The 18,937-nt window shown below is 73.1% G+C and carries 18 protein-coding genes, 1 tRNA gene and 1 pseudogene; 5 read left to right on the top strand and 15 right to left on the bottom strand.

Annotated features, from left to right (window positions below):
* The first annotated feature begins 2 nt into the window (after positions 1-2).
* Positions 3-395, top strand: coding sequence for a hypothetical protein (locus E0504_RS24075; protein ID WP_131625912.1), 393 nt, complete (start codon positions 3-5; stop codon positions 393-395).
* Between the two features lie 30 nt (positions 396-425).
* Positions 426-836, top strand: a complete 411-nt coding sequence (locus tag E0504_RS24070; RefSeq protein ID WP_071061544.1) for a hypothetical protein — start codon at positions 426-428, stop codon at positions 834-836.
* Between the two features lie 143 nt (positions 837-979).
* Here E0504_RS24070 and E0504_RS24065 read toward each other — a convergent pair.
* The 4 genes from E0504_RS24065 to nadD form a co-directional block, all read right to left on the bottom strand.
* Positions 980-1,053: transfer RNA gene (locus tag E0504_RS24065), tRNA-Ala, on the bottom strand.
* A gap of 53 nt (positions 1,054-1,106) precedes the next feature.
* Positions 1,107-1,856 (bottom strand): histidine phosphatase family protein, encoded by a 750-nt coding sequence (locus tag E0504_RS24060; RefSeq protein WP_112106413.1) that lies wholly within the window; start codon positions 1,854-1,856, stop codon positions 1,107-1,109.
* Positions 1,853-2,287, bottom strand: a complete 435-nt coding sequence (gene rsfS / locus E0504_RS24055; protein ID WP_071061538.1) for a ribosome silencing factor — start codon at positions 2,285-2,287, stop codon at positions 1,853-1,855. The genes E0504_RS24060 and rsfS overlap by 4 nt, the downstream gene beginning before the upstream one ends.
* 210 nt (positions 2,288-2,497) lie before the next feature.
* A complete protein-coding gene (nadD, locus tag E0504_RS24050; RefSeq protein WP_020462717.1) occupies positions 2,498-3,115 on the bottom strand; it encodes a nicotinate-nucleotide adenylyltransferase in 618 nt (205 codons plus the stop codon).
* A 209-nt stretch (positions 3,116-3,324) separates the two neighbouring features.
* Between nadD and E0504_RS24045 the strand changes: the two genes are divergently transcribed.
* Entirely contained in the window at positions 3,325-4,161 is an 837-nt protein-coding gene (locus E0504_RS24045) for an SDR family oxidoreductase (RefSeq protein WP_112106414.1), read from the top strand.
* On the opposite strand, the gene E0504_RS24040 is transcribed toward E0504_RS24045, so the two are convergent.
* Positions 4,122-4,715, bottom strand: coding sequence for a helix-turn-helix domain-containing protein (locus E0504_RS24040; protein ID WP_112106415.1), 594 nt, complete (start codon positions 4,713-4,715; stop codon positions 4,122-4,124). The genes E0504_RS24045 and E0504_RS24040 overlap by 40 nt on opposite strands.
* 197 nt (positions 4,716-4,912) lie before the next feature.
* On the opposite strand from E0504_RS24040, the pseudogene pgm reads away from it, so the two are divergent.
* Positions 4,913-6,566, top strand: a pseudogene (pgm, locus tag E0504_RS24035) (phosphoglucomutase (alpha-D-glucose-1,6-bisphosphate-dependent)).
* Here the strand turns inward: pgm and E0504_RS24030 are convergent.
* From E0504_RS24030 to rplU, 10 genes are all read right to left on the bottom strand, one after another.
* Positions 6,503-7,456, bottom strand: coding sequence for a CdaR family transcriptional regulator (locus E0504_RS24030; RefSeq protein ID WP_112106278.1), 954 nt, complete (start codon positions 7,454-7,456; stop codon positions 6,503-6,505). The pseudogene pgm and the gene E0504_RS24030 overlap by 64 nt on opposite strands.
* A gap of 258 nt (positions 7,457-7,714) precedes the next feature.
* Positions 7,715-8,191 carry a VOC family protein gene (locus E0504_RS24025; protein WP_112106277.1) on the bottom strand — a complete coding sequence of 159 codons (477 nt, stop codon included), beginning with the start codon at positions 8,189-8,191 and terminating at the stop codon, positions 7,715-7,717.
* A 130-nt stretch (positions 8,192-8,321) separates the two neighbouring features.
* Positions 8,322-9,572, bottom strand: a complete 1,251-nt coding sequence (locus E0504_RS24020) for a DUF4349 domain-containing protein (protein WP_243657600.1) — start codon at positions 9,570-9,572, stop codon at positions 8,322-8,324.
* 192 nt (positions 9,573-9,764) lie between these two features.
* Complete coding sequence (locus E0504_RS24015; protein ID WP_071061526.1) at positions 9,765-11,192, bottom strand: VWA domain-containing protein; 1,428 nt, start codon at positions 11,190-11,192, stop codon at positions 9,765-9,767.
* Positions 11,193-11,212: 20 nt separating this feature from the next.
* The gene (locus E0504_RS24010; RefSeq protein ID WP_071061524.1) at positions 11,213-12,127 is read right to left on the bottom strand and encodes a MoxR family ATPase; all 915 of its coding nucleotides are present in this window, start codon (positions 12,125-12,127) and stop codon (positions 11,213-11,215) included.
* A gap of 170 nt (positions 12,128-12,297) precedes the next feature.
* Entirely contained in the window at positions 12,298-13,554 is a 1,257-nt protein-coding gene (locus tag E0504_RS24005) for a glutamate-5-semialdehyde dehydrogenase (protein WP_020462726.1), read from the bottom strand.
* Between the two features lie 101 nt (positions 13,555-13,655).
* Positions 13,656-14,771 carry a glutamate 5-kinase gene (gene proB / locus E0504_RS24000; protein ID WP_020462727.1) on the bottom strand — a complete coding sequence of 372 codons (1,116 nt, stop codon included), beginning with the start codon at positions 14,769-14,771 and terminating at the stop codon, positions 13,656-13,658.
* Positions 14,772-14,774: 3 nt separating this feature from the next.
* Entirely contained in the window at positions 14,775-16,436 is a 1,662-nt protein-coding gene (gene obgE, locus E0504_RS23995) for a GTPase ObgE (RefSeq protein ID WP_112106275.1), read from the bottom strand.
* Between the two features lie 195 nt (positions 16,437-16,631).
* Positions 16,632-16,919: a 50S ribosomal protein L27 gene (gene rpmA / locus E0504_RS23990; protein WP_071061520.1), complete on the bottom strand. Its 288-nt coding sequence runs from the start codon at positions 16,917-16,919 to the stop codon at positions 16,632-16,634.
* A 4-nt stretch (positions 16,920-16,923) separates the two neighbouring features.
* Positions 16,924-17,241 carry a 50S ribosomal protein L21 gene (gene rplU, locus E0504_RS23985; protein ID WP_020462729.1) on the bottom strand — a complete coding sequence of 106 codons (318 nt, stop codon included), beginning with the start codon at positions 17,239-17,241 and terminating at the stop codon, positions 16,924-16,926.
* A gap of 795 nt (positions 17,242-18,036) precedes the next feature.
* Here rplU and E0504_RS23975 point away from each other — a divergent pair.
* The gene (locus E0504_RS23975; protein ID WP_243657599.1) at positions 18,037-18,867 is read left to right on the top strand and encodes an MFS transporter; all 831 of its coding nucleotides are present in this window, start codon (positions 18,037-18,039) and stop codon (positions 18,865-18,867) included.
* Positions 18,868-18,937: the final 70 nt, after the last annotated feature.

Below are 18,937 nucleotides of genomic sequence, written 5' to 3'. Positions count from 1 at the left end.
GGTTGAACAACCTCGCCGTACTCGACCTGCATCCTGCTGGCGCAACGGTCCAAGAACAGGGATTTGACTGCAGCGAAAGCTCCGGCGCAACATATGCGGGGCGCACATACCGGCCGGCGGGTACGACCGATGGAGTGATGGAGTTCTACCATCGCACCGTGCCCGCGGCCGGCTGGAAGCTGGAGCACGTCGACAATCGCCCGGTCGATCCCGGCGAACCTATGCACATTGGATCAAGCCGATGCTACTCCAAGTCCACCGAAGGCAGCACCGTTTTTCTGACCATATGGTTTCCGGACGACTCCGGTGAGGATGGGAACGACCCACCAGGACCAGGGATCCGTCACTTCAGATTGGACGTGACGGCGGGCAGGGACGGCATCTCGACCTGCTGACACTCTACTTTTCGACGCCGACGGAGAACGATGTATGCCCTCGTCCCGACACGGACGCGCGCGGCCAGCGCGGTCGCCTTTGCCTGCCTGACCGCACTACTCGGCGGCTGCGGGTCCTCATCCTCGGAGCCCGCCGCCGGAGGCGAACCGCGCCGCGGCGAGGGTCTGGTCAGCAACGAGCGGCCGGGGCCTGCGGTCGCTTACAAACTCTCCACGCACTGCGGTATCACGGAGGCGCGTTACCAGGACCGCTACTACGAACTCGTCCCGCCGCTACACGACGGTAACGGCAACCCGCCGGCCGGTTGGGGCAACCCGGTCCAGCCGGGAACGCTGACACCGGCCAGCGATACAGAAGTCGTCTTCACGGACGACGCCGGGCATCGCGTGGCCTTCGCACTGCGGCCCGGCGCCACCACATGGAAGCGGCTCTGCGACTGACTCGCCTGCCTGACGCACGGGTCAGCGCTGGCGGCGATGGTTCGCGTCCTCGACGCTGTCAGCGACCCGCTACGGCAGACTGCCCGAAAAAGAAGCGAACCCCCGTCAGACTTCCGACAGGGGTTCGAACATACCTACTATTGTGGAGCTGAGGGGATTCGAACCCCTGACCCTCACACTGCCAGTGTGATGCGCTACCAGACTGCGCCACAGCCCCATATTACGACGTACTATTTATATCTTACTCGACCGCAACCGGTACTTGCTGTCTCAACCGCTTGCTGGTTGCGTCTGCGAGTGTACAGGTTCCGTGTCGCTTGCCGTCGGGGCCTCCTGCGTCGGCAGGATCGCCTCGGCTGGTGGGTGGGAAGCTGTGCTCCCCGGTCCGACGCTGACGACCTTATCAGGCGCCGCGGCGACTGTGGCGAGGGGTCCGGTGTTGTGCTCCACCAGCCGAAATCCGCCCGGCTCGCGCCGCAGCATCGACCAGCGGCAGTTGCCCAGCGGGCCGAACACCCACCAGTTCTGGACGGGCACGCCGAGGACACGCCCGAGGAGCGACCGGGCCGTCCCCCCGTGCAACACGAAGACGACGAGGCCGCCGGCGGTGACCGGCAGACCCTCGGCGACGATGTCGTCGAAGACGGCGCCGGCCCGTGCGCCGACCTCCTCGTACGTCTCGCCGCCGCCGCGGCGGACGTCCTCGCCGCGGCGCCAGGCGGCGTCCTCCGCGGGGAAGCGGGCGGCGGCCTCGGCGCCGGTGAGCCCGGACCACGCCCCCAGGTCGATCTCGCGCAGCCGCGCGTCGGCGCGGACGGGCAGGCCGATCCGCGCCGCGGTCTCCCGGCAGCGGCGCAGGTCCGAGGAGACCACGAGCTCAGGGTTGAGAGCCCTGATGAACGGGCCCACCAGCTCGGCCTGCCGCTGGCCGGTCGAGTCCAGGGACGGATCAGCGTGGCCCTGGAACCGCCCCGCGTCGTTCCAGGACGTCCGCCCGTGCCTCCAGAGCAGCAGCCTCACCGCGGCTCTGCCGTACCGCCGCCCGCGCCCGCCACGCCACCCGTGGCCGCGGTGGCCACCCCGGCGCCGACGGTGGCGTCCACGAACGGGATGACCGGGCAGTCCTTCCACAGCCGTTCGAGGCTGTAGTAGACCCGTTCCTCGGCGCGCAGCACGTGCACGACGATGTCGGCGAAGTCGAGCAGGACCCACCGGCCCTCGCGCTCGCCCTCGCGGCGCAACGGCTTCGCCCCCAGCGCCCGCAGCTTCTCCTCGATCTCGTCGACGGCGGCCTTGACCTGCCGCTCGTTCTCGGCCGACGCGATGACGAAGCAGTCGGTGATCGTCAGCCGCTCGCTCACGTCGAGGATCAGAATGTCCTGGGCGATCTTGTCGGCGGCGGCCTGGGCGGCGGCGAGGGCGAGCTCGGTGGCTCGCGGTGAAGCGGTCACGCTGGTCGGTCTCCAAAGCGGGTTAGGTGCGCGCCCTGGCGGGGCACTCGGCCGGGCGTTGACACCGCCCGATCGGAGCACCCCGGCGGGAGCGCCGGCCGCCCGCTGTCGGACGGCCGTATCAAGCGTGACACACCCACGGGAGTGCCGGCGAACATCCGTCCCGCGATCGGGTCGAATGTTCCCCGGCGCCGGGTCCCCGGGCTCGGGTCACCCGGGGTCGACGGGGGGCGGGCCGACGGCCGACCGCGGGTCGTACAGCCCGCGTTTGGCGATGTAGCGGACGACGCCGTCCGGGGTCAGGTACCAGATGGGGGCGGCCCGGGCGACCCGCTGGCGGATGTCCGAGGAGGAGATCGCGAGCGCCGGCACCTCGAGGAGGCTGACCGACTCGTCGGGCAGGCTGGCGTGGCGACGCAGGTGGTAGCCCGGCCGGGTCACTCCGATGAAGTGCGCCAGCCCGAAGAGCTCGGTGTGGTCCCGCCAGGTGAAGATCTGGGCGAGGGCGTCGGCGCCGGTGATGAAGAACAGCTCGTCACCCGGCCGCTGCCCGCGCAGGTGCCGCAGCGTGTCGATGGTGTACGTCGGGCCGCTGCGCTCGATGTCGATGCGGCTGACGGTGAACCGCGGGTTCTCGGCCGTCGCCAGGAAGGTCATCAGGTAGCGGTCCTCGGCGGCGGAGACCTCGCGGTCGACCTTCTGCCACGGCCGCCCGCTCGGCACGAAGACGACCTCGTCCAGGTCGAAGAGCGCCGCGACCTCGCTGGCCGCGACCAGGTGCCCGTTGTGGACGGGATCGAACGTCCCGCCCATCACGCCCAGTCGCACGTGGGGACACTAACTCCGCGCAAAGTCGTGGCGCCTCGTCCAGAGCGCTCACGGTGGGATGTCCTGCGTCACTCCCCAGCTGAGTTGCAGTTTCCAACTCAGAACCCTACGGTGATCCGCAGGGACGGCCGGACATCGGCGACGTCCCGGCACAGGCGGGGCATGGCCCGGCCGGGGCATGGCGGGCGACGAGGGACGGAGCGCGGGCGATGGCGAGGATCAAGGGATCAGTCGTCCTGGTGACCGGGGCGAACCGGGGACTGGGGCGGGCGTTTGTCGAGGAGCTGCTGGCCCGGGGTGCCGCGAAGGTCTACGCGGCCGCGCGCGACCCACAGTCGGTCCAGACCCCGGGCGCCGTACCGATCCGGCTGGATGTCAACGACCCGGCCCAGGTGGCCGCGGCGGCCGAGGCGACCGGCGACGTCGACATCCTGATCAACAACGCCGGGAGCTCGACCGGCGCGTCGGTGCTCACCGGGGACGTCGACGACATCCGCCTGGAGCTGGAGACCCACTTCTTCGGGCCGCTGCGCACGGTCCGCGCCTTCGCCCCGCAGCTCGCGCGGCACCGCACCGGCGCCGGCGCGGCGGGTGACGGCAACGCGAACGGGAACGGGGCCGGCGCCGGCGGTGCGGGAGCCACGGGGCACGCGGGCGCGTCCGGTGGGGCGGTGCTCAACGTCCTGTCGGCCCTGTCGTGGTTGGCGGCGCCGACGAGCGGGGGCTACTGCGCGGCGAAGAGCGCCGCCTGGTCGCTGACGAACTCCCAGCGGCTGGAGCTGGCCGACCAGGGCGTCGCCGTGACGGCGCTGCACGTCGGCTACATGGACACCGACATGACCCGCGCCGTCCAGGCGCCGAAGTCGGACCCGGCCACCATCGCGGCGCTCGCGCTGGACGGCGTCGAGGCCGGAGCCGCCGAGGTCCTCGCGGACGACACGAGCATTCACATCCGGGCGGCGCTGTCGGGTGGGCTCACCGACCTCTATCCGGCGCTCGCCGAGCTCTACTCCTCGCGCGAGCCCGTGGCCACGCTGACGGGCTGACCAGCCCCGCCCACCGCGTCCACCGGCGGACGGCCCTCCGGCACACTCACGGCCGGCTGGGCCGCCTCCGGGCCGGCCTCGATGCGGGGCCAGCCCGGCCCGGGGGTGGAGACGACGTCGCGGACGTCGATCTCCGCCCCGGCGCCGTCGACGAAGGCCACCCGCACCGGCTCGCCGCCCACCGCGGAGCGGTACACCGTGGCCGGACCGTGGCCGGAGGGCCGGTGCGCGTCGCCCCACTGCTGCAGCGACCCGAGCACGAGGCGCAGGTCGTGGCCGGCCGGGGTGAGGTGGTAGCTGTACCGCTCGCGTGACCCGGGCTCGCGGTAGGCCTGGCGTTCGAGCACCCCGGCCTCGACCAGCGTGCGCAGGCGGACGGTCAGGACGTCCGTCGCTATGCCCAGCGCGTCGCGGAACTCGGCGAAGCGGGTGCGCCCGCGGAACGCCTCGCGGACGACCAGCAGAGTCCACCGCTCACCCAGCACCTCGAGGCTGCGGGCGATGGAGCATCTCGCCCCGTCCGGCGGGGCCGCCGACCTTGGCACGCCGATCACGATACGTCGCCATCCCGCCCGCTGGCCAGGCCACGGCCCTTCCCCCTCCCCCTCCCCGCCTGGGGCCGACGGCCAGAGCCACAACGAGTGACAGGGCGACGGGGCGAACGTCGCGGCGCGCGGCACTAGGCTGGCCGGGGAGCCGAACGATCCGATGCCGAACGATCCGATCGAGCCCGCCCATATGGAGCCCGCCCATGCCGAACAGCCCGCGCGCGGGTCAGCCCGCCGCTCCCGACGAGCTCATCGACCCGCGGGCGCTGCTCGCCGCCTACCACGACGTGCGTCCCGACCCCGCCGACCCGGCCCAGCGGGTGGCGTTCGGGACGTCCGGCCACCGCGGCAGCGCACTGCGGGCGTCGTTCAACGAAGACCACATCCTGGCCACCACACAGGCGATCTGCGAGCACCGGGCGGCCGCCGGGGTCAGCGGTCCGCTGTTCATCGGCGTCGACACGCACGCGCTGTCCGCGCCGGCGCTGGCGAGCGCCCTCGAGGTCCTGGTCGCGAACGGGGTGGACGTCCGCGTCGCGCCGGCCGGTGAGGCCACCCCGACACCGGTGATCTCGCACGCGATCCTCGCCCACAACGGGCACGGGGGGCGCCGGCGGGCCCGGGGGGCTCGCCGACGGCATCGTCGTGACGCCGTCGCACAACCCGCCGGCCGACGGCGGCTTCAAGTACAACCCGTCGCACGGCGGTCCCGCCGACACCGCGGCCACGAGCGCGATCCAGAACCGGGCGAACGCGCTGCTCGAGGCGGGTCTCACCGGGGTCGCCCGGATCCCGCACACCCAGGCGCTGGCGGCGGCGACCGTGCACGACTTCGTCAGCGCCTACGTGGCGGACCTGCCGAACGTCGTCGACCTCGACGCCATCCGCTCGGCCGGGGTCCGCATCGGCGTCGATCCGCTCGGCGGAGCGAGCGTCCTGTACTGGCAGGAGATCGCCGAGCGGCACAAGCTCGACATCGAGGTGGTGAACACCGCGGTCGACCCGACGTTCGGCTTCATGACGCTGGACTGGGACGGCCGAATCCGGATGGACCCGTCGTCACCGTTCGCGATGGCGTCGCTGCTGCGGCTGGCCGGGTCGTTCGACGTCGCGCTGGCGAACGACGCGGACGCCGACCGGCACGGGATCGTCACCCCCGGCGCCGGCCTGCTCAACCCGAACCACTACCTCTCGACGGCGATCTCCTACCTGTTCGCGCACCGGCCGGGCTGGCCGGCGGGCGCCGCGGTCGGCAAGACCCTGGTCAGCTCCGGCATGATCGACCGAGTCGCCGCCGATCTCGGACGCGGGCTGGTCGAGGTGCCGGTCGGCTTCAAGTGGTTCGTCGACGGCCTGCTCGACGGCTCGCTCGGTTTCGGCGGCGAGGAGAGCGCCGGCGCGTCGTTCCTGCGCCGCGACGGCCGGGTGTGGACGACGGACAAGGACGGCATCATCGCCTGCCTGCTGGCCGCCGAGATGACCGCGACGACCGGCCGTGACCCCGGTGTTCTCTACACCGAGCTGACCGGGCGGTTCGGCTCCCCCGCCTACCGGCGCGTGGACGCCCCCGCCACCCCGGCGCAGAAGAAGATCCTCTCCGCGCTGACGCCCGAGGCCCTGGGCGCGACGACGCTCGCCGGGGGCGCGGTCACCGCGGCCCTGTCGGCCGCGCCGGGCAACGGCGCCCCGATCGGCGGTGTGAAGGTGGCGACGGCCGACGCGTGGTTCGCCGCGCGCCCGTCCGGCACCGAGGACGTCTACAAGATCTACGCCGAGAGCTTCGCCGGCCCGGATCACCTGGCCTCGGTGCTCGCCGAGGCGCAGGTCCTCGTGGACGCCGCGCTGGCCCGCGGGTAGCCGGCCACCCCGACCGCCCCGGCCAGGCCAGCCCGGCCGTCGGGAAGGTCCCCGGTCGGGAAGGCGTCACCGGCCGGAAGCGCCGCCACCAGCTCGCGGGCGACGACGGCGGCGTGCAACCGCCACATCCGCTCCGGCGGGTCCCCGTGCAGGCCCAGGAGCTCGCGGACCCGGTCCATCCGGTAGCCGACCGAGTTGCGGTGCATGTGGATGCGCGCGGCGACCGCGGCCCGGCTGCCGTTCGTCTCCAGCCAGGCGGCGAGCGTGGCCAGCAGCTCGGGCCGGTCCAGCAGCGGCCCGAGCTCGGCCCGGGCGAACGACTCCAGCCGCGCCCGCGGGACGGCCAGCAGCAGCCCGGCCAGCCCGGTGTCCGAGTGCAGGAGCTGCACGCCGTCGCCGCGATGGCGCAGCAGCGCGAGCACGGCCCGTGCCTCGGCGAGCGACGATGCCGTCTCGGAGGTGTCCCGGCCGTCGCCGACGACCACCCGCCCGGCGGCGGCGAGCACCGGCCGGTCCGATCCGACGGCAGCGGCCAGGCGGGATCGCACCGCGGCCAGCTCCCGGCCGACGTCGGCGGCGTCACCTGCCAGGACCGCCCACCCGAGCTCACCGAACGCCCCGTCCCGGCGCACCGGGACGTCGAGCGCGGCCAGGGCGGCGCCCCACGCGTCGCGGCGGGCGCCGTCGTAGTGCAGCACCACGGCGGCATGGGGACGGGTGAGATCCACACCGGAGCACGCCGGCCAGGGCGGCTCAGCGGCCGGCTGGGCCCCGCCGGCACCGGCCTGCCGAGCGACGGTCTGCCGGGCGACGGTCTGCCGGGCGACGTCGGTCATCCCGAGGCCACCGATCGCCGGCACGTCGTGAACGGCCGGACTCGGAGGTGTCACCTGGCGTCACGTCCTTTCGGGGGTCCGCAGGATCCCCGCGATGGCGGCTCTCGACGCGCGGTGACGAATCCCCCACAACCAGGCGATCACCGGCTGCCCGCGTCGAGCGCCCCGAATAGACCCTTATGGGTCTCATATGCAGGTTATCGAGCGGGCAGCCCGGATGATTCCGCTCCCCCACCCCACCGGACCGGCCCCGCTCCCCGTCACGCACCGCGATCACCGGACGAGGCCACGTCAAGGCGCGGCGCCGGACGGTCAGCCGCGCGGCCCCCACAGGTCACGCACCGTCGAGAAGACCCGCTGGCCGTGGCTGATCTCGATCACGTTGCCGTCGGGGTCCGTCAGCGCGCACACGTAGCCGACCGGGTCCGGCAGGTCCTGCGGCTCCCAGTGCAGGCAGCCGGCGGCCCGGGCCCGCGCCGCCGCGTCGTCCACGTCGGCCCGGCGCGGGACCTCGATCCCGAGGTGCGCGAACGGCGTCATGATCGGATGCCGGGCGCCGCGCTCCCGGACGAAGTCCACCAGCACCAGGACGAACGGCGTCCGCCACTGGCCCTCGTTGGAGAGCCAGGCGCTACGGCCGGCGGCGTCCTCGCGGACCGCCACGACGACCAGCGGGGTCATCGACGTGTAGAAGGCGATCGAGGCGTCGAGGTCGCTGGAGGGCAGGGCGACGTGTGTCCAGCGGGCGCTGGTCAGCCCCGATCCGGATTCCTCGCCTGCCTCGGGCATCCCGGCGCTCCCGTCCGCGGCCGGCGACTGGCACCGACACGGACGTGTCGGTGCCAGTCGCCGGCGGCCTGCGTGTGCCCGTCCATCGTGCCGCCCCGGACCCCTTCCGTGCCAGAGCGCACCGGCCCGCTTACGACCCCGCCGAGTCCCGCGGCGGCGCGGGCGGGGCCGGGGTCGTCGGGATCCAGCCCCACCGGCGCGCGATCCGGACGGCCCCGTAGACGCACGCGGCGACCAGGCCGACCAGCGCCAGCGGGCCGAGCAGCGCGATGATCTCCTCGATACCGCGGACGAAACGGTTCCAGGATGTCCGCGCGGCAGCGACCAGCCCCGAGTCGTCATCGTCCGGCCCGGGTGCGGGGTCCGCTCCGTCCTCGGCGATCTGCACCGTCAACGTCGCGAGGTCGCTGGCGTCGGCGAGGACCATCCGCTGGCCCTCGATCTGCTCGATCTGGATCTGCACGCCGTCGATGGCCTGCTGCACCGACAGTGTCTCCCCCACCGTGGTGGCATTGGAGAGCAGCGTCGTGTAGGCGGTACGGGAGGCCTCCAGCGCGCGCTTGCGCGCCTCGAGATCGACGTACTCCCCGGTCACGTCGCGCGAGGACATCGTCGACGCCGACACCGTGCCGATCCGGCTCAGGCCGGACCGCAGCTCGTCGAACGACTCGCTCGGCACCCGCAGGGTCACGGTGGCGTACTGGCTGCCGTCATCAGTGGTCGACGGAGTGCCGCTGACCTCGCTGGACTCGGTGTACCCCGCAAGCCCCCGCGCCGCCGCGGAGAGATCCTGGACCGCCTTGTCCACGGCACCGGCCGGCACGGACAGCGTGGCCGTGCCGTTGCGGACGATCCGCGGCTGGGCGCCGGCGGGCCGGGCGGGCTCGCCGCCGGTGCCGCCGGTGCCACCGGGCCCGCCCGGGACGGTCGACGGCGCTCCCGCGGCGATGCCGTCCGCCCGGGCCGCACCGGGCGCCGGCGACGGCGCCGACGCGCTGGAGTCCGCCGACGTGCTCATCTCGCCGGGTGTACCGGGCTCGGACGCCGGCATCGGGACGGCCGCCGTGTCCGCCGAGTTCGTGCCGGCGCCGTCCGTTCCGGCGGCGATGAAGCCCACCCCGAGGATCACGACGAGCAGCGCGCCCGCGCCGAGGATCAGGCGCCGGCGGCGGCGCGGGTCCGGCATGGCCGGCAGGCGGGACGACCAGGGCCGCTCGTTCCGGCCGGGCGTCCCGAACGGACCGGGAGGGGCGGCCGGACCGGGCTGCCCCGGCTGCCCGCCCGCGGCGGTGCCTGCGGTCGTCGGTTCACCCGGATCGGCCTGTCCGGTCGCGTCGGTCGGACCTGTCGGCATGGTCGTCGCCGTCGTTTCGGTCGCCATGGCGGCACCCCTCCGTCCGGCCTGCGCGGTCACCCGCGCGGGCGTCGGCGGTCACACCATGCGCCCGCCGTCGAAGGGTTGGACGCAGCGGCCCGGCGATCGGTTCACCCCGAAAGCGCCGGAAACGTCAAATCTCCCACAACGGCGCGACCACGCCGAGGCGCCTCAGGTGGGGCTTCAAGGCGGGGCGCCTCAGGTGGGTAGCAGCCGCTCGATGAAGTGCTGGAGCTGCTCGACGTTGCGGCACTCGACCATCTCGTCGACGAGGTCGGCGTAGGCGGTGGTGGCCGAGTCGCCGGAGCCCCAGTAGCTGCGCGGCTCCGGGTTCAGCCAGTAGGAGTGCCGGGCCTGCCCGCACAGCCGGCGGAACACCGCGGCCGAGGTGGCCCGGTAGTTGTTGCGGGCATCCCCCAGGACGAGCAGCGACGTCCGCGGCCCGACGGCGTCCGGGTACTTCTCGGCGAAGACCTCGATCGCGTGGCCGTAGTCGCTGTGGCCGTCGAACCAGACCAGGTCGGCCTCGGAGGCGATCCGGGCCATCATGTCGCCCAGCTCGAGCCCGCGCAGGAAGCGGGTGACCTCGTCGGTCGTGTCGATGAACGCGAACGCGCGGACCTTGGAGAACTGCTCGCGCAGCGCGTGCGTGAGCATGAGGGTGAAGTGCGCGAAGGAGGACACCGATCCGGACACGTCGCACAGCACGACAAGCTCGGGCTTGTGCGGCTTGTGCGGCCGGTGCTTGGTCTCGATCGGCACGCCACCGGTCGCCAGCGACGCCCGGACTGTGCGGCGGAAGTCGAGCCGGCCGGCCCGGCCGAGCCGGCGCCGCGCCGTCAGCCTGGTCGCCAGCCGGCGGGCGAGCGGATACACCTGGCGGCGCAGCTCGACCAGATCACGCTGGGAGGCGCGCAGAAAGTCGACCTGGTCGGCGAGCGGCTTCACCGCGGTCCGCTCGACGGCCTCGATGCCACGTTCCTCGGCCATCCGCCGGCGGACCTCGGAGGAGATCATCTCCTCGAATGCCCGGATGCGGTCGGCGATCGTCTGCCGCGCGATCCGCTCTTCGAGGCCGCCGCGATCGTCGTCACCGAGCATCGCGGCGAGCAGGTCCGCGATGAGTGTCTCCGGGGACATCGCCCGCAGCACCCGGTAGATGAAGTAGCTGCGCTGCCCCGGCCCGTTCTGCGCCGCGCCGAAGGCGCTGACCGAACGGCGGGCCAGGTCGCGGAGCTTCTCGTCGTCGCCGTCGAGCAGCGCGTCGCGGAGCTGGTCGCGCATGGCCCGGCGCAGCGCCTCGATCTCCTGCGGGGTCAGCTCGGACGGGTCGCCGTTCCGCTGCTCCCCCGGCTGCTGCTCCCCGGCGGGCCCGCCCTCGTCGGGCAGCACGACACCGTCGCCGATCCGCGGCGGAAAGTACAGGTCGAACAGCGAGTCGAACGCGCTCCGGTACAGCGGGCGCTTGCACATCGTCGCGGCGAACGCGGCCCGCAGGGCGTCCCGGTCGGCCCAGCCGATGGCACCGACCGCCCGCGCGGCGTCCACCGTCTCGGCGCTGCTCACCGGGACGTTGGCGCGGCGCAGCGCGGCGGTGAACTCGACGGTGCGGTCGAGCAGGTTCATCGGGACCTCCCGGTCCTGCGTCAGTTGGCGCCGAGCTTGAGCTGGCTGATGGCGCGGGCCTGGTCGCTGGCGTGCTTGAGGACCACGCCGAGGGTGGAGGTGACGGCGGCGTCGTCCATGGTGTCGAAACCGAGCGCGAGAACGGTCTGGCCCCAGTCGATCGTCTCCGCGATCGACGGCGCCTTCTTGAGCTCCATCGCCCGCAGCGCGCGCACGATCCGCACCAGCGACTCGGCCATCTTCTCCGGCAGCTCGGGCACCCGGGCGAGGACGATCTCCTTCTCCCGGGCGGCCGAGGGGTAGTCCAGGTTCAGGTACAGGCAGCGGCGCTTGAGCGCCTCCGACAGCTCGCGGGTGGCGTTCGAGGTGAGGATGACGAACGGCCGGCGGGTCGCCTTCACGGTGCCCAGCTCGGGGATCGTGACCTGGAAGTCGGAGAGCACCTCCAGCAGCAGGCCCTCCACCTCGACGTCGGCCTTGTCCGTCTCGTCGATGAGCAGGACGGTCGGGTCGTCCCGCCGGATCGCGGTGAGCAGCGGACGGGAGAGGAGGAACTCCTCGCTGAAGATGTCGTCGTGGGTCTGCTGCCAGCTGGCGGTGCCAGCGGCGGCGTCCCCGGCGGCCTCGCCCGTGGCGCCGGAGGCCGACTGGATGCGCAGCAGCTGCTTCTTGTAGTTCCACTCGTAGAGCGCGCGGGCCTCGTCCAGGCCCTCGTAGCACTGGAGCCTGATCAGCTCGGCGCCGACCGCCGCGGCCAGCGACTTGGCGAGCTCGGTCTTGCCGACACCGGCCGGCCCCTCGACGAGCAGCGGCTTGCCCAGCCGGTCGGCGAGGAAGACCGTGGTGGCGATCGCCTCGTCGGCGAGGTAGCCCGTCTCCCGGAGCCGCTCCCGGACATCAGCGACGTCTGCGAACGCGTATCCCTGCAACGACATGGCCACCTTCCGGTCCAGCGCCTAGCACCACCACGGTCCATAGTGCCAGTGGTTGGCAGCACATGACGGATTGACGAGGGATGACGGGCTTCCGGAGTGCTCCGGAGTGCTCCGGAGACGGCTGTTCCGGCCTCCCGGAAGGCCACCCGCAACGCCCACGCGCCGCCCGGTCACACCAGGTGGCCGTCCCCGATGCCCACCCAGGTCGTCGAGGTCAGCTCGGGCAGGCCCATCGGCCCGCGGGCGTGCAGCTTCTGCGTGGAGATGCCGATCTCGGCGCCCATCCCGAACCGCTCGCCGTCGGTGAAGCGGGTCGAGGCGTTCACCATCACCGCGGCGCTGTCGCAGGAGGCGACGAACCGGCGACTCGCCGCCAGCGACCGGGTCACGATCGCCTCGGTGTGGCCGCTGCTCCAGCGCCGGATGTGGTCGAGCGCCTGGTCCAGCGAGTCGACGACCCCCACCGCCATGTCGAGCGAGAGGTACTCCGTCGCCCAGTCCTCGTCGGTGACCGGCACGGCGGACGGGTCGACCGCGCGCACCGTCTCGTCACCGTGCACGGTCACGCCCGCGTCGCGCAGCGCCGTCAGCACCCGGGGCAGGAACTCCGCGGCGATCCCGGCGTGGACGAGCAGGGTCTCGGCCGAGTTGCACACCGACACCTTCTGCGTCTTCGCGTTCAGCGTGATGGCCAGCGCGGTGTCGACGTCGGCGTCGACGTCCACGTAAACGTGGCAGTTACCGACGCCGGTCTCGATGACCGGAACCGTCGACTCCTCGACGACCGCGCGGATCAGGCCGGCCCCGCCGCGCGGGATGAGGACGTCCACCAGGCCGCGCAGCCGCATGAGGTGCTTCACCGAGTCGTGGTCCGCCCCCGGGACGAGCTGCACGCCGTCGGCCGGCAGCCCCGCGGCCACCGCCGCCTCCCGCAGGACGTCCACCAGCACCCGGTTGGAGTTCAGCGCCGAGGCGCTGCCCCGCAGCAGCACCGCGTTGCCGCTCTTGATACACAGGCCCGCCGCGTCCACCGTGACGTTGGGCCGGGCCTCGTAGATGATCCCGATGACGCCGAGCGGCACCCGGACCTGGCGCAGCTCCAGCCCGTTGGGCAGCACCCGCCCGCGGACGACCTCACCGACCGGGTCCTCGAGCGCCGCGACCTGGCGCAGGCCGTCGGCCATCGCCTCGATCCGCTCCGGGGTGAGGGTCAGCCGGTCGACCAGCGCGGCGGACGTGCCGGCGGCCCGCGCGGCGGCGGTGTCCAGGGCGTTCGCGGCGAGGATCTCGGCGGACCGGTCGAGCAGCGCCGCGGCCATGCCCAGCAGCGCGGCGTCCTTCGCCGCCCGCGACAGCGGGGCGAGCTGCCCGGCGGCCTGCCGGGCTCGGACCGCGCTGGCGCGGACGTCCTCCGCAGAGGTGTTCATGACCGAATTCCTCCCGACTGTCCGCGACGGCCGGCGCGGACGCGGGCCCGGCGTCGACGGCGCGCCGCTGTGCGCCGTTCCCTGAGGCTACCGGCGGCGGGTCAGCGACGGGTGAGGAGCAGGACGAGGTCGTCGCGGTGGACGACCTCACGCTCGTAGGACGGGCCCCGCTCGGCCGCCAGGTCCATCGTCGAGCGGCCGAGCATGCCCGGCAGCTCGACGGAGTCGAACTCGACCAGCCCACGCGCCACCGGACGGCCCCGCGGGTCGACCAGGTCGACCGGATCGCCGGCGGAGAAGTCCCCCTCGACCTTGGTGACCCCGGCCGGCAGCAGCGAGGCCCGCCGGTCCACCACCGCGGCGACCGCGCCCTCGTCCAGGTGCAGCCGGCCCTCGGGAGCGGTGGCGTGGGCCAGCCAGAGCAGGCGGGACGGCCGGCGCGGGCCGGTCGGGTGGAACACCGTCCCGATCTCCTCGCCGGCCAGCACCGCGGCCGCGTTGGCCGCAGAGGTGACGACCGTCGTGACGCCACCGGACGCCGCCATCCGCGCGGCGTCGATCTTCGTCGCCATGCCGCCGACCCCGACACCGGCCGCGCCGGTGCCGCGGGCGGTCAGGCCGTCGAGATCGGCGTCCGAGCGGACCTCGCGCACCATGCTCGCCGGCCCCAGCCGCGGGTTCGACTCGTACACGCCGTCGACGTCGGAGAGCAGGACGAGCAGGTCCGCGGAGACCAGGTGGGAGACGATCGCGGCGAGCCGGTCGTTGTCACCGAACCGGATCTCCTGGGTGGCGACCGCGTCGTTCTCGTTCACGATCGGCACGACACCGAGGGCCAGCAGCCGCTCCAGGGTCGTGCGCGCGTTCCGGTAGTGCGTCCGCCGGATCACGTCGGTGGCGGTGAGCAGGACCTGGCCGACCCGGTGCCCGGCCCGGCCGAACGCGCCGGCGTAGCAGTGGACGAGCGAGCTCTGGCCGACGCTCGCCGCCGCCTGCAGAGTGGCCAGGTCACGCGGCCGCCTGGTCAGCCCGAGCGGGGCGAGACCGGCGGCGATCGCGCCCGACGACACCAGCACCAGGCTGCCGGCCCGGCCGGCGACGGCCGCGACCAGCGCCTCGACCCGGTCGGCGTCCAGCCCACCGGCCGCCGTGGTCAGCGACGACGAGCCGACCTTGACGACGACCCGGTTCGCTTCGGTGACGAAGGAACGGACCACGGCCTAGCCACGCCCGCCGTCGGCGTCACCGCCGGAGCCACCGCTGTCGCCGAAGGCCGCACTGTCATTGAAGCCGGCGCCGTCACCGAAGCCGGCACTGTCACCGAAGCCGGCGCCGTCGCCGAAGTCGTCAGCGGAGTCGTTCAGGGCCGTCCGCTGTGCCCTGGTGAGCCGCTTGGACGTCCGCAGCCGCAGGTCGGTGCCCCGCGGACCGAGCGGGAGGTCGGAGACCACTGCTCCGCCGCGCGCGCCGGCTCTCGTGCCCCCGGAGCCGCCCACGGTCGCGATCGTGACGGCGGTGTCGACGGCGCCGTAGCCCGCCTCGCCGTAGCCGTCGCCATCTCCGCCACCGGCGGCGAGCAGCGCCTCCCGGCCGGACAGCGTCGGCTCCCAGTCGAAGGTGACGGCACCGATCGTGACCGCGACCCCGGGGAAGGCACCCCGCTTGGCGAGCTCCTTCTCGACGCCCAGCCGGGCCAGGCGGTCGGCCAGGTAGCCGATCGCCTCCTCGTTGCTGAAGTCGGTCTGGCGCACCCAGCGCAGCGGTTTGGTCCCGCCGACGACGAAGCCGTCGCCCTCGGCCCGCACCGTGAAGTCCGGCTCGTCCACCGCGCGCGGGCGCAGCACGATCCGGGTCGCGGCCGGGCTGGGCGCGGCGGCGCGCAGGCTGGCGACGAGCTCGGCGAGCGCGAGCGCGAGCCCGCGGACCCCGTGCCGGCTCGCCGTGCTGATCTGGTGCACGGCCAGACCGCGGGCTTGCAGGTCAGGGGTGACCAGCTCGGCGAGCTCGGCCGCGTCCGGGACGTCGACCTTGTTCAGCACCACGAGACGCGGGCGGTCCGACAGGTCGGTCGTGTACGCGGCGAGCTCCGCCTCGATCACGTCGAGGTCGGTGAGCGGATCACGGCCGGGCTCGAGCGTGGCGCAGTCGAGAACGTGGACGATCAGCGAGCACCGCTCGATGTGCCGCAGGAACTCCAGGCCCAGCCCCCGGCCCTGACTGGCACCCGGGATCAGCCCGGGGACGTCCGCGACCGTGAACGGGCTATGGTCACCGGCCTGGACGACGCCCAGGTTCGGAACCAGGGTGGTGAACGGGTAGTCGGCGATCTTGGGACGCGCGGCGCTGAGCACCGAGACCAGCGAGGACTTCCCGGCGCTCGGGAAGCCGACCAGCGCGACGTCGGCCACGCTCTTGAGCTCGAGGACGGCGTCGAGCTGCTCACCCGGCTCCCCGAACTCGGCGAAGCCGGGCGCCTTGCGGCGGGCCGAGGCCAGCGAGGCGTTACCCCGCCCCCCGCGGCCGCCGTGCGCCAGGACGTAGGTGCTTCCCGCCCCGACCAGGTCGACGATCTGCTCGCCGTCGGGCGAGAGCACGACGGTGCCGTCCGGCACCGACAGAACCAGGTCGTCGCCGTCCGCGCCGTGGCGGTTGGAGCCCTGGCCCGGACGGCCGCCGCCGGCCCGCTGATGCGGGTGGAAGTGGAAGTCGAGCAGGGTCGTCACGCCGCTGTCGACGCGCAGCAGCACGTTGCCGCCACGGCCGCCGTTGCCGCCGTCCGGCCCGCCCAGCGGTTTGAACTTCTCACGGTGGATCGAGCAGCAGCCGTGCCCGCCGTCGCCGGCGGCGGCGTGCAGAACCACCCGGTCGACGAACGTCGGCATGATCTGCCACCTCTCCTAACTCCGCGGTTGACCGCGGTCTGACACACAAGAGCGCCGCGCATGCCACACCGGAGGGGCTGTGGCTCGCGCGGCGCCCTGTGAACGACTACGACCCGGGCGACGGCCCGCACATCCCCGGCGGCACCGCGCCGCGGTTCTGGCAGGTCTCCGAATCGCCGGACCTCTTTGGGCTGGTCAGGCCGGTACGGCGACCTTCTCGGCACGCTCGGTGTCGGCCGAGACGATGTTCACGACCCGGCGGCCCCGCTTGCGGCCGAACTCGACGTGGCCCGGAGCCAGCGCGAACAGAGTGTCGTCCTTGCCGCGGCCGACCAGGTCACCCGGGTGGAAGTGGGTGCCCCGCTGCCGGACGATGATCTCGCCGGCCTTGACCAGCTGGCCACCGAACCGCTTCACGCCGAGCCGCTGGGCGTTCGAGTCACGGCCGTTGCGCGAGGAGCTCGCGCCCTTCTTGTGCGCCATCTCGTCAGGCCTTCCCCGTCTCGATCCCGGTCACCTTCAGGCGCGTGTACTTCTGGCGATGGCCCTGACGCTTGTGGTAGCCGGTCTTGTTCTTGAACTTGTGGATCCGGATCTTCGGACCCTTGACGACACCGACGACCTCGGCGGTGACCTCGACGGACGCCAGAGCGTCAGCGTCGTGTGTGACCGACTCGCCGTCGACGAGCAGCACCGCCGGAAGGTTCACGGCCGCGCCCGGCTCCCCGGAGAGGAGTTCGACGTCGACGACATCGCCGACGGCGACCCTGTGCTGCTTGCCGCCGCTGGCAACGACCGCGTACACCAGATCTCCCTGCTGTTGGATCTCGCTTGGACCGCCTGGAGCGGCCCGTCAAGCCTGCCTCACGAGCTGGGCGCCCGCGGCACGCGGTCTCGCCGGTGCGACATCCGCGCCCGCAACCATGCCCGCACATGCCCGCACCCATCGACCCGCATCCGCGCTCGCGGGTCAGGAGGCCCGCGAGTACCGACGCACGCTCAGGGCGCGCCTGCCTCGTGTCCATCCACCTTACAGGTCATCCGGGCAAGGGTGAGACACGCCCACCCGGCACGACCACCGATCGACCACAAAGAAGATCAAAAAGAAGGCGCAGCCCGGGGGACATCAATGAAAGAACGACAGAAGAACACGGAAAGACACACTGCGATGGAGACACGGGCGATAGGCGGGTTCCGAGAGGGTCATGTTGCCTATGACCCGGACGGGCCATGGTGACGAACGAGTCGCGGGGAAAACATGTGGGGTCCTCCAGCGCGGCGACGAGGGCCGTCCCCACCAGGACGGGTCGCCGGCGGAGCGCACCGGCGGTGCCTGCCCTGGGGGGCACGCGAGGAGGCACGTGACCCCGCGTCACACGACGCCGCGCGACGTCCGCGCCAGGCTCGCGGACGCGCGGGCAACGGGACTCACCGCGAACCGAGTCGCCGTGGCTCGAGTCGCCGCACCCCTGGTGGGGGCGGGCCGAGTCGGGTCGGGGCGGACCCCGCCAGGCGGGGTGAGTCGGGCGGACCAGAGGATTCAGAGGGGGCGATCGGGGTGCACTGGCATTACGTGACATGGGCGGCAGGCGCCGCCACGATGGCCGCCCTTGCCGTCGCCTGCCTCCCGCTGATCGCGGCGGCGGTCACCCCGGCCGCGGCACAGCCGTCACCGCGCCGGACCGACTCCGCCCCCACCGTTCCCACCCCCACCGCGCCTACCCAGGCGGTACCCACCCACTCCATGCGCGCGCACGCCGTGCCCGCTCAGGCCGTGCCCGCTCAGGCCGTGCCCGCTCAGGCCGTGCCCGCTCAGGCCGTGCCCGCTCAGGCCGTGCCCGCTCAGGCCGTGCCCGCTCAGGCCGTGCCCGGTCGGGCGGCCCCCGCGGCGGCAGGAGTGCTCGTCATCCTCGTCGTGTTGATGGCGACCGAGCTGACCTTCGACGGGCTGGTCGACCCCCCGGCCTGGGTCCGGGCCGGATGGGCGATCACCACCGCGGTCGCGGCGGCGTGGCTCGCCGCCCACGGCCGCGAGCTGACCACACCGGCCCCGCCCACCACCACCCGCACCGGCGGCGCGCTGCCCATGACCGGCAGCGCGGGAGCCGCCAGCGGCACGATGCACGCAACCAGCGGCGCGGGACCGGCTACCAGCGGCACACGGCTGACGACCAACCCGGCCGACGCCGACCCAGCGGGGCCGGCCCGGATGGCGGACCCGCTGTCCGAGCAGGATGATCTGGTCCAGACGCTGGTCATGGCCTCGTACGCCCTGCAGATGGGGGACGAGCCCCGCGCGCGCCAGGCCGTCGACGGAGCGCTGCGACGCTCCCGGGCAACCCTCGACGAGCTGATGCGCCAGCGCGGATGCCACGGTCTCGTCCGAGCCGCCCCGGCAGCCGCCGGCCGCAACACCCCGAACCTCTACTAACCCCTCAGCCGGACAACCCACGCGGATAGGGTCGGCGGCTGAGAGAAGTGTGGCGGGTGAGCGAGTCCGT

Source organism: Parafrankia sp. BMG5.11, assembly GCF_004337455.1.
This window is presented reverse-complemented; position numbering and strand designations above follow the sequence as displayed.

What these genes read in the sequence shown, in the direction of transcription:
- E0504_RS24070 (WP_071061544.1), top strand. Translation starts at nt 426, where the DNA reads ATGTATGCCCTCGTCCCGACACGGACGCGCGCGGCCAGCGCGGTCGCC.
- E0504_RS24045 (WP_112106414.1), top strand. Translation starts at nt 3,325, where the DNA reads ATGGCGAGGATCAAGGGATCAGTCGTCCTGGTGACCGGGGCGAACCGG.
- E0504_RS24025 (WP_112106277.1), bottom strand. Translation starts at nt 8,191, where the DNA reads ATGCCCGAGGCAGGCGAGGAATCCGGATCGGGGCTGACCAGCGCCCGC.
- E0504_RS24020 (WP_243657600.1), bottom strand. Translation starts at nt 9,572, where the DNA reads ATGGCGACCGAAACGACGGCGACGACCATGCCGACAGGTCCGACCGAC.
- E0504_RS24015 (WP_071061526.1), bottom strand. Translation starts at nt 11,192, where the DNA reads ATGAACCTGCTCGACCGCACCGTCGAGTTCACCGCCGCGCTGCGCCGC.
- E0504_RS24010 (WP_071061524.1), bottom strand. Translation starts at nt 12,127, where the DNA reads ATGTCGTTGCAGGGATACGCGTTCGCAGACGTCGCTGATGTCCGGGAG.
- E0504_RS24005 (WP_020462726.1), bottom strand. Translation starts at nt 13,554, where the DNA reads ATGAACACCTCTGCGGAGGACGTCCGCGCCAGCGCGGTCCGAGCCCGG.
- obgE (WP_112106275.1), bottom strand. Translation starts at nt 16,436, where the DNA reads ATGCCGACGTTCGTCGACCGGGTGGTTCTGCACGCCGCCGCCGGCGAC.
- rpmA (WP_071061520.1), bottom strand. Translation starts at nt 16,919, where the DNA reads ATGGCGCACAAGAAGGGCGCGAGCTCCTCGCGCAACGGCCGTGACTCG.
- E0504_RS23975 (WP_243657599.1), top strand. Translation starts at nt 18,037, where the DNA reads ATGGCCGCCCTTGCCGTCGCCTGCCTCCCGCTGATCGCGGCGGCGGTC.